Here is a 13,923-nt window from a genome sequence, read left to right as displayed (position 1 = left end):
GACGCACATATTTCTAGGAGACGACAGATGGCAAGACGAACCATCGTTCGGACGGCTGCAGTGGTGAGCGTCGCCTCGCTCGCCCTGTTCGGCTGTTCCTCGAGCGACGATTCGAGTTCCGGCAGCGAGAGCAGTGCTGCCGGCGGATCTTCCGCATCCGCTTCGGCGGAAGCAACCGTGAGCACCGACTGCACGCCCGAACAGGCAACTGCCGGCGCGACACCGGTGACCACCCCCCTCAAGCTCGGCACACTTCTTCCGGAGACCGGCAGCCTGGCCTTCCTCGGACCGCCCGAGGTCGCCGGCGTCCAGCTGGCCGTCAACGACATCAACGGCGCCGGCGGCGTCCTGAGCCAGCCGATGGAACTCATCCCCGGCGACTCGGGCGACACCACCACCGACACCGCGAACAGCACCGTCGACCGCGAGCTCGCGGCCGGTGCCAGCGTCATCCTCGGTGCGGCATCGTCCTCGGTGTCCCTCAAGGTCATCGACAAGATCGCCAGCGCAGGCGTCGTCCAGATCTCGCCGGCCAACACCTCGGACCAATTCGTCTGCTACCCGGACAAGGGTCAGTACTTCCGTACCGCCCCGACCGATGTGCTTCAGGCGCAGGCCCTCTCGCAGCTCATCTCCGAGGACGGCGGACAGCGTGTGTCCATCCTCGCGCTGAACGACCCGTACGGCACCGGTCTGGCCAGCAACACGGTCACCAACCTCGAGGACGCCGGCGTCGCCTCCGATCAGATCCAGAAGATCATCTACGACCCCAACGCGCAGTCGTTCAACGCCGAGGTCGACCAGGTGAAGAACTTCAACCCTGACGCGGTCGCCATCATCGGCTTCGAGGAGTCGGCGAAGATCATCACCCGTATGCACGAGATCGGCATCGGACCGTCGGACGGCACTGCTGTCTACGGTGTCGACGGCAACATGGGCAACGCGCTCGGCGAGGCTGTCGGCGCGGGACTGCTCGACACCATGCGTGGAACCACCCCGCTCACCGACGTGGGTGCGGGCTTCCAGGATCGACTCAAGGCCGTCAACCCGGCTCTGGTCGACTTCAACTACGCCGGTGAGTCCTACGACGCAGTCGTGATCTCCGCTCTCGCTGCCGAGCAGGCCAAGTCCACGGCCGGCGTCGACATCGCGGCGAACATCAACTCCGTCACCAAGGACGGAACGAAGTGCACGACGTTCCAGGAGTGCCTGCCGCTGGTCAAGGCCGGAACCGACATCGACTACGACGGTGTCACCGGTCAGCTCAGCTTCACCGACGGCGGCGAGCCTGCAGTCGGTTCGTACGGCAAGCTGGTCTTCGGACCTGACAACAAGCTCACCACCGAGGACTACATCGTCGTCGGCGGCTGATCTGCAGTAACCCCGAACGGGCCCGACTCCACTGGAGTCGGGCCCGTTCTGTTGTCGCGGGGCTCGCCTCCCGACGATCGCCACCTGCAACGGTTCCGGCAACGTGCAACGGTTGCAGCCGCTGCAGGTTGCCGGAACCGTTGCGGGAACCCGCTAGCACCTGTTCGGCGCCGTGCGCAGAGTGCATCGGCCGCGAGTACGTCCATAACGCCGTGAATCGAGCTGTGTCGACGACACTATGGACGTACTCGCCGAGGGGGCGCAGACAACGAGAGGGGCGCCCCGAGTGAACTCGGAGCGCCCCTGTCGGTGTGCGGGTACTACTTCTTCTCTTTGCTCCCCGCGAGCGTGCCGAGGTAGAGCTCGATGACCTTGGGATCGTTCATCAGATTCGTACCCGTGTCGGTGTACGCGTTCTTGCCCTGATCGAGAACGTAACCGCGGTCGCAGATCTGCAGGCATCGACGGGCGTTCTGCTCGACCATGATGATCGAGACACCTGCCGCGTTGATCTTCTTGCAGCGGATGAACACCTCGTCCTGGAACATGGGGGACAGACCCGCCGACGGCTCGTCGAGCAGCAGCACGGACGGTTCCATCATCAGGGCGCGGCCCATGGCCACCATCTGGCGCTCACCGCCGGACAGTGCGCCCGCCTTGATCTTTCGACGCTCGGAGAGCAGCGGGAACAGTTCGCTGACGAAGTCGAACCGCTCCTGGAACTTCTTCGGCCGCAGGTAGATCCCCATCTCGAGGTTCTCCTCGATAGTGAGCGAGGGGAACACGTTCTGCGTCTGCGGAACGTAGCCGACGCCCTTGGTCACCAACACATGCGCTTCGGCGGACGTGATGTTGTCTCCGCGCAGGGTGACCGCGCCGCTACGGATGGGGATGAGCCCGAACAGCGCTTTGAGCAGTGTCGACTTGCCGGCACCGTTCGGTCCGATGATGCCGACGATCTCGCCGTCGTTCAGGTAGAAGTTGCAGTCCTTCAGGATGTTGACGCCGGGGATGTACCCGGCCACCAGGTCGTCGGCGCGCACGAGCGCGTCGGTTGCCAGGCGGCGGTGTTCATCCGGTGTCGCCGCGAATTCCGCTGCGGTGAGCCCGGTTTCCCCGGATGTGGTTGCTCCGGATTCGGTCATGTCGTGGTCCTCTTGTCCAGCGCGATCTCGGGCTCGGCCTCGGAGAGGTCGCCGCCCGCTTCCAGGGTCTGCACCTCGGCCTGCTCGAGTGCCTCCGCCAGCTCTGCGGTGGCCCCCACGGGGTTGCCGTCGGCGTCGAACTCGAGGGCCTGGTCGTGGTGGCTTCCGAGGTAGGCGTCGACGACTGCCTCGTTGTCCGCCAGCTGTGCCGGTGCGGACTCCGCGATGACACTGCCCTGAGCCATGACGACGACCCAGTCGCTGATGTCGCGGATGACGTCCATGTCGTGCTCGACGAAGACGACGGTCATGCCGTCGTCGCGCAGCGACTTGATGTGGCCCAGAAGGCTCTGCGTCAGAGCCGGATTCACACCCGCCATGGGCTCGTCCAGCATGACCACCGCCGGATCGGTCATCAGTGCGCGCGCCATCTCGAGGAGCTTGCGCTGACCGCCCGATAGCGACCCCGCGAGGTCGTCGGCCTTGGCGTCGAGCTTGAATCGCGCCAGCAGGTCGTTGGCTCGTTCGGTGACTTCGCGCTCCTGCGCCTTCCACGTCCACGGCATGAGCGTGTTGAAGATCCGCTCACCCTTCTGGCCCGTGGCGCCGAGGCGGACGTTGTCCAGCACAGTCAGTTTCGACAGTGCCTTCGTCAGCTGGAAGGTGCGCACCACTCCGTGGCGTGCCACCTGGTGGGGTGTCATCTTGCCGAGAGACTTGCCGTCCATGGACCAGGTGCCGGTGTCCGGCTGATCGAAGCCGGTGAGCAGGTTGAACAAAGTCGTCTTGCCGGCGCCGTTCGGGCCGATCAGACCGGTGATGCACCCACGCTGGATCTCGAGGTGCGCCACGTCGACAGCCTTGAGGCCGCCGAACGTACGGGACACACCGTCGACGACCATGGTCGGGTCGGGCTTGGCGACGCCGGGTGTGTTGGCGACGTCCGCGAAGAGCGCGGCGCGCACCTCCGCGGAGAGCGGCTTGCGTGCCGCGATGGTGTTACTTGGCATCGAGCTGTACCTCCCGCTTGTTGCCCAGCAGTCCTTGCGGGCGGAAGATCATCAGCACCGCGATGAGGATGCCGAGGAGAACGAATCGTGTTGCGCCGACCTGCTGTTCGGTCATGGGGATGAACGGGTCGGGGCCCGCGGCAGCCTGACGCAGCAGGACGTCGGGGATCGAGAGCAGGAACCAGAACAGCATCGCTCCGACGACCGGTCCGAACACCGTGGCGGCGCCGCCCAGGATCAGTGCTCCGAAAGCGAAGAAGGTCTGCGCGGTCGAGTAGAAGTCGGGGTTGATCGACTTGGTCTGGAGGGCGTTGAACACGCCGCCCATGCCGCCGATGACACCGCCGAGAACCAGCGCCTGCATCTTGTAGACGAAGACGTTCTTGCCGAGCGAGCGCGCAGCATCCTCGTCCTCACGCACGGCCTTGAGCACGCGTCCCCATGGGCTGTGGGTGAGCAGATAGACGAGGCCGCACAGGATGATCACGAGCGACCACCCGACGACCATCGCCCACAGGTCGTCGCCGTAGAACTTCACGCCGGCGAACGAGTACTGCTTGCCCGAGTCGAACGGGCTGAGATTGGTGAACGGATCGGCGAAGCCGAAGAGGCCGTTGGTTGATCCGGTGACACCGTTGGACGCGGTGGATCGGAAGACGAGCCTCAGGATCTCGGACGCCGCGATCGTGACGATGGCCAGATAGTCGGCTCGTAGTCGCAGCGTCGGGATGCCGAGAACCAGAGCCAACAACCCTGCGGCGGCCAGTCCGACGATGATGCCGAGCCACAACGGCTGCTCGTAGGTGATGGTCATGATGCCGACGCCGTACCCACCGAGGAGTGCGAAGCCGATCTGTCCGAAGTTGAGCAGTCCGGCGTAGCCGAAGTGCAGGTTGAGGCCGATGGCGAGAAGTGCGTAGAAGATCGCTGACGGCCCGACGAGCTGGGCGAGCGATACCTGAATTGCTCCGACGATATCCATGGTCAGCCGATCCTTTGCCGCGAGCCCAGGATGCCTTGCGGCCGGACGATGAGGATGACGATCAAGACGAGCAATCCTCCGATGTATTTGAGGTCGGGGTTGATCACGAGCGTCGACCACTGCACCAGCAGTCCGACGATGACACAGCCCAGGAGCGCGCCGTAGGCAGTTCCCAGTCCACCGAGGGTGATACCGGCGAACATGAGCAGGAGGAGCTTGAAGCCCATCTCCCACTGGACGCGACCGCCGAGCTCGGAGAGCCCGAACAGGACGCCGCCCAGGGCAGCGAGTCCGCCGCCCATGCACCAGACGAACGTGACGACACGCTCGACGTTGATGCCCGACGACGCCGCGAGGTCGCGGTTGTCCGCGACGGCACGCATGGCCTTGCCGATGCGGGTCTTCTGCAGCATGAGAGCGACGAGAACGAGCACCACGATGCTGATGACGATGCAGGCGAGGTTGACGTCCGTGATGGCGAACGGCCCCCATTCACGCTGCACCTGCGCCTGGTAGTCCTTGTACGGCTCGGCGCGGTCGGAGAAGAAGATGAGGATCAGGTATCGCAGGGCGATAGCGAGGCCGATCGACACGACGAGCTGGCCGATCAGACCCGTCTTACGTCTGCGCAGTGGTCTCCACAGTCCGGCGTTGTTCGCCCAGCCGACCGCCACACCGACGATCACCGCCAGGATCGTTGCCGGGATCAACTGGATCCCGAGCTTCTGGTTGAAGACCCATGCTGCGACCGCACCGAGCGTGACCAGTTCTCCGTGGGCGAAGTTGGTGAGGCCGGTCGTGCCGAAGATCAGGCTCAGACCGATCGCGGCGAGCGCGATGACCAGTCCGAACCGCAGTCCGTCGATGGTCGTGCGGAGGAACTTCTCGTAGAACGGCACCACGGTCGCGCTGCGCTCTTCACCGAAGCTGAAGATCACGGTGTTGGCGCGGCCCTGGACCACGGTGCGTTCGACGTCGCCTTGGACCGACACGCCGTCGGGCAGGGTTTCGGGGTCGACGCGGAAGGTGTAGTCACCGGGGGAGACGGGGAGCGTCCACCGGCCTCCCTCCGCGGACGTGGTGCGTGCGACTTCGGCGTCGGAGCCGTCGAGTGCGAGAACGTCGACACCGACGAGGCGTTCGCCCGCATTGTTCAGGCTGCCGCTGACGTCGACCGCATCTGCCGGGGGAGTCGAGGAGCTGCTCGCGGGTGGTGAGCTGGAGCTCGGGGTAGGAGCGGGAGTGGGTTCCTGGGCCAGGGCTGTTCCACCGACGGTGGCAGCAGCGATGAGGCCGAGGAGAACGACGACGAGCGCGCGGACGATCGTGGCGGTAGCCACGGATCGCACGGGCCGTCGAGGACTCGAGGGGGGCACGCGGGGTCCTCTCGGACGGTCGAATAACGCCGAGTTGTCTCGGCAGTGCTTGCAATTGTCGGACTCTATCGGGCTGGAGGTATCGAAAACGGCCGCTTCGATTTCTTCGATGTTGCGGTCTTGTTTCGAAGCGGGCGAGCGCCGACGGCGGAGATGTCGGTCGTCGTCCCTAGACTGACGGGGTGAGTCCAGTAACCGAGTCCTCGCCCCTGCTGATGCTGATCGACGGTCACTCGGTGGCGTATCGAGCCTTCTACGCGCTCCCCGCCGAGAACTTCAAGACCACGAGTGGGCAGACCACCAACGCTGTCTACGGATTCACCTCCATGCTGATCAACCTGCTGCGCGACGAGGCGCCCACACACGTGGGCGCTGCTTTCGACGTCTCACGCCAGACCTTCCGGGCGGAGAAGTTTCCCGAGTACAAGGCCAATCGCATCAAGACTCCCGACGAGTTCGCGGGTCAGATCGACATCACCAAGGATGTCCTCGGGGCCCTGGGTATTCCGGTCATGGCGGAGCCCGGCTTCGAGGCCGACGACATCATCGCGACCTTGACGACGCAGGCAGTGGCGGCCGGATATCGCGTCCTCGTGGTCACGGGTGATCGCGATTCGCTGCAGCTGGTCAACGATCAGGTGACCGTGCTGTACCCACGCAAGGGTGTCTCCGACCTGACGCGGTTCACTCCGTCCGAAGTCGAGAGCAAGTACGGGCTCACCCCTGCCCAGTACCCGGATTTCGCTGCGCTGCGCGGGGATCCGAGCGACAACCTGCCGGGTATTCCGGGGGTGGGGGAGAAGACGGCGACGAAGTGGATCAAGGAGTTCGGCAGCCTCGACGAACTGGTCGACAAGGTCGATACCGTGCGCGGCAAGGTCGGGGACGCCCTGCGGGCCAACCTTTCCAGCGTGATCCTCAACCGCCAGCTCACCGAGATGGTGCGCGATGTCCCGTTGCCGTACACACCCGATCAGCTGCAACTGGCGCCGTGGGACCGGGATCGGGTCCACGCGCTGTTCGACGATCTCGAGTTCCGTGTTCTCCGCGATCGACTGTTCGCGACGTTGTCGTCCACAGAGCCCGAAGCGGAAGAGGGCTTCGAGGTCAGCGGTCGAGCGCTCGAGCCGGGCGAGCTGGGCGAGTGGTTGGACACGCACACCAGCGACGGAGTCAGGACCGGACTGTCCGTGGTGGGGACTCGCTCACCGTTCGACGGGGACGCCACATCCGTCGCATTCGCCGCCGCCGACGGTGAGGGTGCGTACATCGAGACGATCGGACTCACCGAGGAGGACGAGCAGGCGCTCGCACGGTGGTTCGCGGACAAGTCGCGGCCGAAAGCGTTGCACGAGGCCAAATGGGCCCTGCATGCGCTTCGTGGCCGCGGATGGCCGGTCGCCGGGCTCACCAGTGACACTGCCCTGTCCGCGTATCTGGTCCGGCCGGGGCAACGCAGCTTCGCCCTGGACGACCTGTCGCTGCGCTACCTCAAACGCGAACTGCGCGTAGAGGATGCAGGGGATGCGCAGCTGTCGTTGCTCGACAGTGAGGACGAGACGCAGGCTGCCGTGGCGGAGGGTGAGATCCTGCGCGCGCAGGCAGTTCTGGATCTCGCGGACGCCCTCGATCGTGAACTGGCCGAGATCGAGTCGGCGCCATTACTGTCCGACATGGAACTTCCGCTCCTGGACGTTCTGGCGACGGTGGAGAACACCGGTATCGCCATCGATCTCGACCATCTCCACGATCTGCAGAGTCAGTTCGCCGGCGAGGTCAGCGTTGCCGCCGAGGCCGCGTACGTGGTGATCGGCAAGCAGATCAACCTCGGTTCGCCGAAGCAGTTGCAGGTCGTGCTCTTCGACGAATTGGACATGCCCAAGACCAAGCGCACCAAGACCGGCTACACGACCGATGCCGAAGCGCTGCAGAGCATGTTCGAGAAGACCGAGCATCCGTTCCTGCGTCACCTGCTCGATCACCGCGACGCGACGCGACTCAAGGTCACCGTCGACGGTCTGCTGAAGTCGGTCAGCGACGACGGTCGCATCCACACCACGTTCAATCAGACCATCGCCGCCACCGGCAGGTTGTCCTCGACCGAACCCAATCTGCAGAACATCCCGGTCAAGACGTCCGCGGGTCGACGGATCCGCGAGGGGTTCGTCGTCGGCGAGGGCTACGACACGCTGATGACGGCCGACTACAGCCAGATCGAGATGCGCATCATGGCGCACGTATCCGGTGACGAGGGATTGATCGAAGCGTTCAACACCGGCGAGGACCTGCACAGCTTCGTCGGATCGCGGGCCTTCGGTGTTCCCATCGACGAGGTCACCCCGGAGTTGCGCCGACGCGTGAAGGCGATGTCCTACGGGCTCGCGTACGGCCTCAGCGCCTACGGGCTGTCGCAGCAGCTCAAGATTTCGACGGACGAGGCCAAAGAGCAGATGGAGGCGTACTTCTCCCGGTTCGGTGGAGTCCGCGACTATCTTCACGAAGTGGTCGAGGCTGCGCGCAAGGTGGGGTACACCTCGACCCTCTACGGTCGTCGGCGCTATCTCCCGGATCTCACCAGCGACAACCGTCAGCGTCGTGAAGTGGCCGAGCGCGCCGCACTCAACGCGCCCATCCAGGGGACGGCAGCCGACATCATCAAGGTCGCGATGATCGACGTGCAGCGGGCGTTGGCACAGTCGTCGCTCACGTCTCGGATGCTTCTGCAGGTTCACGACGAACTGGTGCTCGAGGTCGTCGAGTCCGAACGCGTCGAGGTGGAGGCGTTGGTGCGGGACAAGATGGCCCATGCCATCGAGTTGTCCGTGCCGCTCGACGTCTCCGTGGGCACGGGTCGCACCTGGGACGACGCCGCGCACTGACGCGACGGCGCAGGACGACGAAAGGCGGGTACCGGGATCACCCGGTGCCCGCCTTTCGTCGGTGTGTGCGCTACTTCGCGTCGGCCGCCTGCTGCTCGGCGATCTGCTTGCGCACGTCGTCCATGTCGAGTCCCTTGATCTGCCCGACCAGGTCTTCGAGGGCAGCCTGGGGCAGTGCGCCGGGCTGGGCGAACACGAGAACGCCCTCACGGAATGCCATCAACGTGGGGATGGACCGGATGTTCGCGGCTGCGGCGAGCCCCTGCTCGGCCTCGGTGTCGACCTTGCCGAAGACCACGTCGGGGTGCTGCTCCGACGACTTCTCGAAGGTCGGGGCGAACTGCTTGCACGGTCCGCACCAGTCGGCCCAGAAGTCGACCAGAACGACATCGTTGCCGGTCACGGTCTCGTCGAAGTTCTGCTGCGTCAGCGTCTGCGTTGCCACAAGGATCCTTTCGTCGCGGGTGCCGATAGCCGGCACGTTCCTTCTGCCCCGCATAACGCACGCACACCGGTCGGCATTCCCCGCGTTTTCATTCTTACCCGGTCACACAGGGACGGGCACCGCGCGGAAGGTCCGACGATAAGCCTGTGGCGTCGTGCGCCGGAGCCTCACGAAATGTTGGCGCAGGACCGCGGCCGATCCGAACCCCACCGACTCGGCGACCGCGTCGATGGAGAGATCGGTCGATTCCAGGAGGCGTTGCGCTGCCAGGACCCGCTGGTCGCTGATCCACCGGGCCGGCGTGGTTCCGGTCTCGGCCTGGAAGCGTCGGGCGAACGTACGGGGCGACATCGAGACCTCGGCGGCCAAGACCTCCACGGTGAGGTCCAGGCGGATGTTCTCGGTGATCCAGTCGATGAGCGGTGCCAACGTCTCCGAGTCGCACACCGGGACGGGAACGGCGACGTACTGAGCCTGTCCGCCGTCGCGGTGCGGAGGGACGACCATGCGCCGCGCGATGCCGTTGGCGACGGCGCTGCCCTGCGCCGACCGGACGATGTGCAGGCAGAGGTCGATACCCGCCGCGGTTCCGGCACTGGTCAGCACCCGATCGTCGTCGACGTAGAGGACGTTCGGGTCGACAGCAGCATCCGGATAGCGAGCGGCGAGCGCGTCGGCGTGGCGCCAGTGTGTGGTGCAGCGGCGTCCGTCGAGGAGTCCGGCCTCACCCAGAACGAAAGCTCCGGTGCACAAACTGGCGACTCGTGCTCCTCGCGCGACCGCCGCGCGGAGCTTGCTCAGGAGTGGCTCCAGGTCGTACGTGTGCTCGGTGCCGCATGTGAAGGACCCGTCGAACGTGACGGAGGTGCCGCCGGCGGGAACGATGATCAGGTCGGCGTCGTCGAGTCGGTCGAGGTCGTGCGGGACGTCGATGGTGTAGCCGAAGCGCGTCCGTATCGGATCCGGGACCGCCGCCACGAGAGAGAAGTCGTAGACCGGCAGTCCCTCGTCGGACCGGTCGAATCCGAACACCTCGCACGCCACGCCCAGTTCGAACGCCTCCGTCAGAGGGAGCAGGGGAACGACGACCTTCGACAACATGCAGTCAGTATGGCAGAAAAACGATGAAATATGTCATTCCTGCCACTGTTCCCGGAAAGCGCTGCGGCGGACTATTTCTCGCATGACATTCTTCGTTCTTCTCTCGGGGTTCCTGGTGGTTCTGGTGCTGCTGGCATCGCTCGCGACGGCCGGTCGGGTACCGGACACTCACGACGAGGTGACCCAGCACGGCGACTATCGTTTCTGACGTGCTGGGTCTCCAATTCGTCGCTGCTGCACTCGTCTGGGGAGCCAGCTTCCTGTTCATGAAGATCGGGCTCGAAGGCCTGAGCTTTCCCCAGGTGGTTCTCGCGAGACTTGTCCTCGGAGCACTCACGCTCGGAGTGTTGTTGCGCGTCATGCACGTTCGGTTGCCGCGCCGCGGTGTCGTGTGGGCGCATTCGTGCTTCCTAGCGGTCTTCCAGTGCATCGTCCCGTGGTTGCTCTTCGCGTGGTCGGAGCAGGACATCGACTCGGCGACGGCGGCGATCTTCAACGCGACGACGCCGCTCATGACCACCGTGTTGGCATTCGTGGTGCTGCCTGCCGAGCGTCCGACGGCGATGCGGTCGGTCGGACTCCTGCTCGGATTCGTCGGCATCCTGGCCGTGTTCTCGCCGTGGCAGGCCGGGCTCGCGGGCAGCGTCGGCGCGCAGATGGCGTGTCTGGGAGCAACTGCGTCGTACGGCATCGCTCTCGTGTACCTGCGCAAGTTCGTCGTCCCGTTGCGGGTACCGGCCTTGGCCGTGGCGACGATGCAGATCGGTATCGCAGCGGTCGCGATGGTGGTGGCGACGCCTGTCGTGGCCCGACAGGCCGTGCACCTCGACGTCCCGGTGGTCGCGTCGATGCTGGCACTGGGTTGCGCCGGGACCGGCCTGGCCTTCCTGTGGATGACCAACGTCGTGACGGGGTGGGGTCCGGCTGCAGCGTCGACGGTGACCTATCTGAGCCCGGTGGTGGGCATCGCCCTCGGTGCCGCCGTGCTGGGGGAGGCGGTGACGTGGAACGCGGTGATCGGAACGGCCCTGATCATCGTCGGCGTTCTGGTGACGACGCGTCGTCGCGCGGCCCCCGCGGTGGTGACGGTCAGCCGATGAGCCAGTCCTCCCGCGCGTCGCCGTCCCAGCGCCGGACAGCAGAGACCTCCGCCTCGATGTCGCGGAGGTCGGTGATCAGATGGGAACTCCCGGAACCGATGTCGTCCGGTCGCATACGCATCGCGAGGGTCACGTGCGGCGTGTAGCGGCCCGGTTCGAGATGCGGGGGGATGCCGGGGGAGTCGGCAAGGATCCTGTGGACCCGGGCGTGCAGGTCGAGTAGTTCGGGCGACGGGACGACCGTACGGGCGAGTACCGCGCGTGACCCGCCGAACATCACCAGCCCGCCCAGCCGCACGGCCTCGGGGAATCGCCACGCACCGTTCTCTCGTCCGTCCACGATCAGCGCGGTCAGCCGCCGCTCGGCATCGTCGTCGATACTCGCGGCGACCGCGATCGTGATGTGTGGACGGTTCGACGACCCCGTGTGTCGAGCCTGGCTGGGAAGTCCCAGTTCCGCGAGGTAATTCCATTCACGACGGATCGATTCGTCACTACCGGAGTCCAGGAGGAGCTCCACCGACTGCACCATGATGAGCAATGATGGCGGCCATGACGAACGAACGACGTTCCGGGTCCGTGTCGGGTACCTCGCGCGGTGGCCATCCCATCGGAGTTCTCGACGGAGACGGCATCGGCAAGGAGATCGTTCCCGGTGCCGTCAGGATCGTCGACGCGGCCGTCGAATCGATGTCGGCGCCTCGGATCGACTGGCAGCGACTGCCGTTCGGCCGCGATGCCCTGGACGAGTACGGCGATGCCGTGCCCGCGCACACCATGGCGGCGTTGGCCGAACTCGACGCGTGGGTGCTGGGACCGCACGACAGCGCCTCGTACCCGGAGGAGCTGCGAGGCCGACTCACTCCCGGCGGGCGCATCCGGAAGGAGTTCGACCTCTACGCCAACATCCGGCCGGCGAAGGCGTTGCAGGGAGTCAAGGCAGTGTCGCCCACCATGGATCTGGTCGTCGTGCGGGAGAACACCGAAGGCTTCTACGCGGACCGCAACATGTTCGTCGGATCGGGCGAGTTCATGCCGACGCCCGACGTCGCTCTCGCGGTCGGCGTCTTCACGCGCAGGGCATGCGAACGTATCGCCGAGCAGGCCTTCCGGATCGCCGAGAGTCGACGTCGCCACGTGACCGTCGTCCACAAGACCAACGTCCTACGGCTCACCACGGGTCTGTTCAAGGACGTCTGCACCGAGGTCGGCGAACGCCACCCGAGCGTGAGCGTCGCCTACGAACACATCGACGCGGTGACTGCCAAGCTCGTCCGGTCGGGTGGAGACTTCGACGTTCTGGTGGCGGAGAACATGTTCGGCGACATCCTCTCCGACCTCACCGGTGAGCTGTCCGGGTCACTGGGTATGGCGCCGTCGATCAATGCGTCCGATTCGAAAGTCATGGCTCAGGCGGCACACGGCGCGGCGCCGGACATCGCCGGACACAACCGTGCGAACCCGACGGCGGTTCTGCTCTCGGTCGCGGCGATGCTAAAGCACCTGGCGGCCGGCGACGGACCGTCCGAGTTCGCGCATGTCGGTGGACGCATCCGCAGCGCCGTCGACACGACGATCGCGTCGGGAGTGGGTACGGCCGACATCGGTGGGCTCGCGTCCACTAGCGAGTTCCTCGAGACGGTGACGGCGCACGTCGTCCGCGGGGCCTGATCTCGCTACTTCACGCAGCAGAAGATCGCGGTGCCGGGGAACAGTTCACCGCGGAGCGGTGACCACTGACCCCACTCACGGTCCAGCCATTCGGGCCAGTCGGGTTCCACGATGTTGACCAGCGTGAGTCCCGCGGCGACGATCTCCCGGACGCGGTCGCCGACGGTGCGGTGATGCTCGACGTAGGTCGCCGTGCCGTCCGAGTCGAACTCGGCGTACGGGGTGCGGTCGAAGTACGGGATCGTCGCGGTGAGGCCGACCGGTCCCGGGTCGTCCGGGAAGATCCACCGCATCGGATGGTTCACCGAGAACACCCACCGTGCGCCGGGCCGCAGCACCCGATGCACCTCTCGCATCACGCGCGCGGAGTCGGCGACGAAGGGGACGGCGCCGAAGGCGGAACACGCGATGTCGAACGACGCATCGGCGAACGGCAGGTTCTCGGCCGAGGCCTGCAGGAGCGCGGGTGCCGGACTGCCCGGCGACACGGCCTCGCGCGCCGCGATCGCCTCGGCTCCGTACGCCAACATTCCCGCGGAGATGTCGAGCGCCGTTGCGCGGGCGCCGTGTCCCGCCAGCCATCGGGCGCAGGGGGCGGATCCGCACCCGATCTCCAGGACGTCGCGGTTCTCGACGTCACCCAGCAGATGGACGTCGCCCTCGTGCAGACCCTCCGGGCACCAGACGAATTCTCCCCCCGCGCTGGCGGTGCCGAGGAACTCCCCATGGGTACGGTGGTATTCGGCGGAATCATGGTCCCACCAGGAGCGCGACGCGCGCTCCGACGTCACCGAGTCGACTCCTCGACGACGAGGCGAGGAGGCGGGCGGATCGACGTGCTCA

The 13,923-nt window shown here is 65.8% G+C and carries 13 protein-coding genes; 5 read left to right on the top strand and 8 right to left on the bottom strand.

The genetic code is table 11. The features are described from left to right. Window positions 1-27: 27 nt before the first annotated feature. Window positions 28-1,371 carry an ABC transporter substrate-binding protein gene (locus ASG64_RS00230; protein WP_042573306.1) on the top strand — a complete coding sequence of 448 codons (1,344 nt, stop codon included), beginning with the start codon at window positions 28-30 and terminating at the stop codon, window positions 1,369-1,371. 320 nt (window positions 1,372-1,691) lie between these two features. On the opposite strand, the gene ASG64_RS00225 is transcribed toward ASG64_RS00230, so the two are convergent. From ASG64_RS00225 to ASG64_RS00210, 4 genes are read right to left on the bottom strand one after another with little or no spacing between them, the layout of a single operon-like run. Then, the gene (locus tag ASG64_RS00225) at window positions 1,692-2,516 is read right to left on the bottom strand and encodes an ABC transporter ATP-binding protein (RefSeq protein WP_042573308.1); all 825 of its coding nucleotides are present in this window, start codon (window positions 2,514-2,516) and stop codon (window positions 1,692-1,694) included. Further along, window positions 2,513-3,526: an ABC transporter ATP-binding protein gene (locus ASG64_RS00220; RefSeq protein WP_042573309.1), complete on the bottom strand. Its 1,014-nt coding sequence runs from the start codon at window positions 3,524-3,526 to the stop codon at window positions 2,513-2,515. Before ASG64_RS00220 ends, ASG64_RS00225 begins: the two co-directional genes overlap by 4 nt. After that, window positions 3,516-4,508 (bottom strand): branched-chain amino acid ABC transporter permease, encoded by a 993-nt coding sequence (locus ASG64_RS00215; protein WP_042573310.1) that lies wholly within the window; start codon window positions 4,506-4,508, stop codon window positions 3,516-3,518. The genes ASG64_RS00220 and ASG64_RS00215 overlap by 11 nt, the downstream gene beginning before the upstream one ends. 2 nt (window positions 4,509-4,510) lie before the next feature. Next, on the bottom strand, window positions 4,511-5,857 hold the full coding sequence (locus tag ASG64_RS00210; RefSeq protein ID WP_197074689.1) for a branched-chain amino acid ABC transporter permease: 1,347 nt from the start codon (window positions 5,855-5,857) through the stop codon (window positions 4,511-4,513). A gap of 242 nt (window positions 5,858-6,099) precedes the next feature. Here ASG64_RS00210 and polA point away from each other — a divergent pair, with 242 nt between their 5' ends. Further along, the gene (gene polA, locus ASG64_RS00205; protein WP_056069031.1) at window positions 6,100-8,763 is read left to right on the top strand and encodes a DNA polymerase I; all 2,664 of its coding nucleotides are present in this window, start codon (window positions 6,100-6,102) and stop codon (window positions 8,761-8,763) included. Window positions 8,764-8,833: 70 nt separating this feature from the next. Here polA and trxA read toward each other — a convergent pair whose 3' ends face one another. Beyond that, complete coding sequence (gene trxA / locus ASG64_RS00200) at window positions 8,834-9,208, bottom strand: thioredoxin (RefSeq protein WP_042573313.1); 375 nt, start codon at window positions 9,206-9,208, stop codon at window positions 8,834-8,836. A 102-nt stretch (window positions 9,209-9,310) separates the two neighbouring features. Further along, window positions 9,311-10,309 (bottom strand): GlxA family transcriptional regulator, encoded by a 999-nt coding sequence (locus tag ASG64_RS00195; protein ID WP_056069028.1) that lies wholly within the window; start codon window positions 10,307-10,309, stop codon window positions 9,311-9,313. Between the two features lie 82 nt (window positions 10,310-10,391). Between ASG64_RS00195 and ASG64_RS22185 the strand changes: the two genes are divergently transcribed. Together ASG64_RS22185 and ASG64_RS00185 are read left to right on the top strand one after the other, a co-directional pair. After that, entirely contained in the window at window positions 10,392-10,517 is a 126-nt protein-coding gene (locus tag ASG64_RS22185) for a hypothetical protein (RefSeq protein WP_268793312.1), read from the top strand. Window position 10,518: 1 nt separating this feature from the next. Continuing rightward, window positions 10,519-11,409, top strand: a complete 891-nt coding sequence (locus ASG64_RS00185; RefSeq protein ID WP_056069026.1) for a DMT family transporter — start codon at window positions 10,519-10,521, stop codon at window positions 11,407-11,409. Here ASG64_RS00185 and ASG64_RS00180 read toward each other — a convergent pair. Further along, entirely contained in the window at window positions 11,399-11,941 is a 543-nt protein-coding gene (locus ASG64_RS00180; protein ID WP_056072356.1) for a 2'-5' RNA ligase family protein, read from the bottom strand. The two genes, ASG64_RS00185 and ASG64_RS00180, sit on opposite strands and share 11 nt — an antisense overlap. Window positions 11,942-11,961: 20 nt before the next feature. Between ASG64_RS00180 and ASG64_RS00175 the strand changes: the two genes are divergently transcribed. Further along, window positions 11,962-13,080 (top strand): isocitrate/isopropylmalate dehydrogenase family protein, encoded by a 1,119-nt coding sequence (locus ASG64_RS00175; RefSeq protein WP_056072353.1) that lies wholly within the window; start codon window positions 11,962-11,964, stop codon window positions 13,078-13,080. A 5-nt stretch (window positions 13,081-13,085) separates the two neighbouring features. On the opposite strand, the gene ASG64_RS00170 is transcribed toward ASG64_RS00175, so the two are convergent. Next, window positions 13,086-13,871, bottom strand: coding sequence for a class I SAM-dependent methyltransferase (locus tag ASG64_RS00170; RefSeq protein WP_056072351.1), 786 nt, complete (start codon window positions 13,869-13,871; stop codon window positions 13,086-13,088). Window positions 13,872-13,923 lie beyond the last annotated feature (52 nt).

Source organism: Rhodococcus sp. Leaf247 (assembly GCF_001426185.1).
Taxonomy (GTDB): domain Bacteria; phylum Actinomycetota; class Actinomycetes; order Mycobacteriales; family Mycobacteriaceae; genus Rhodococcoides.
Note: the sequence above shows the minus strand (reverse complement) of the source record. Positions and strands in the feature narration are given on the sequence as shown.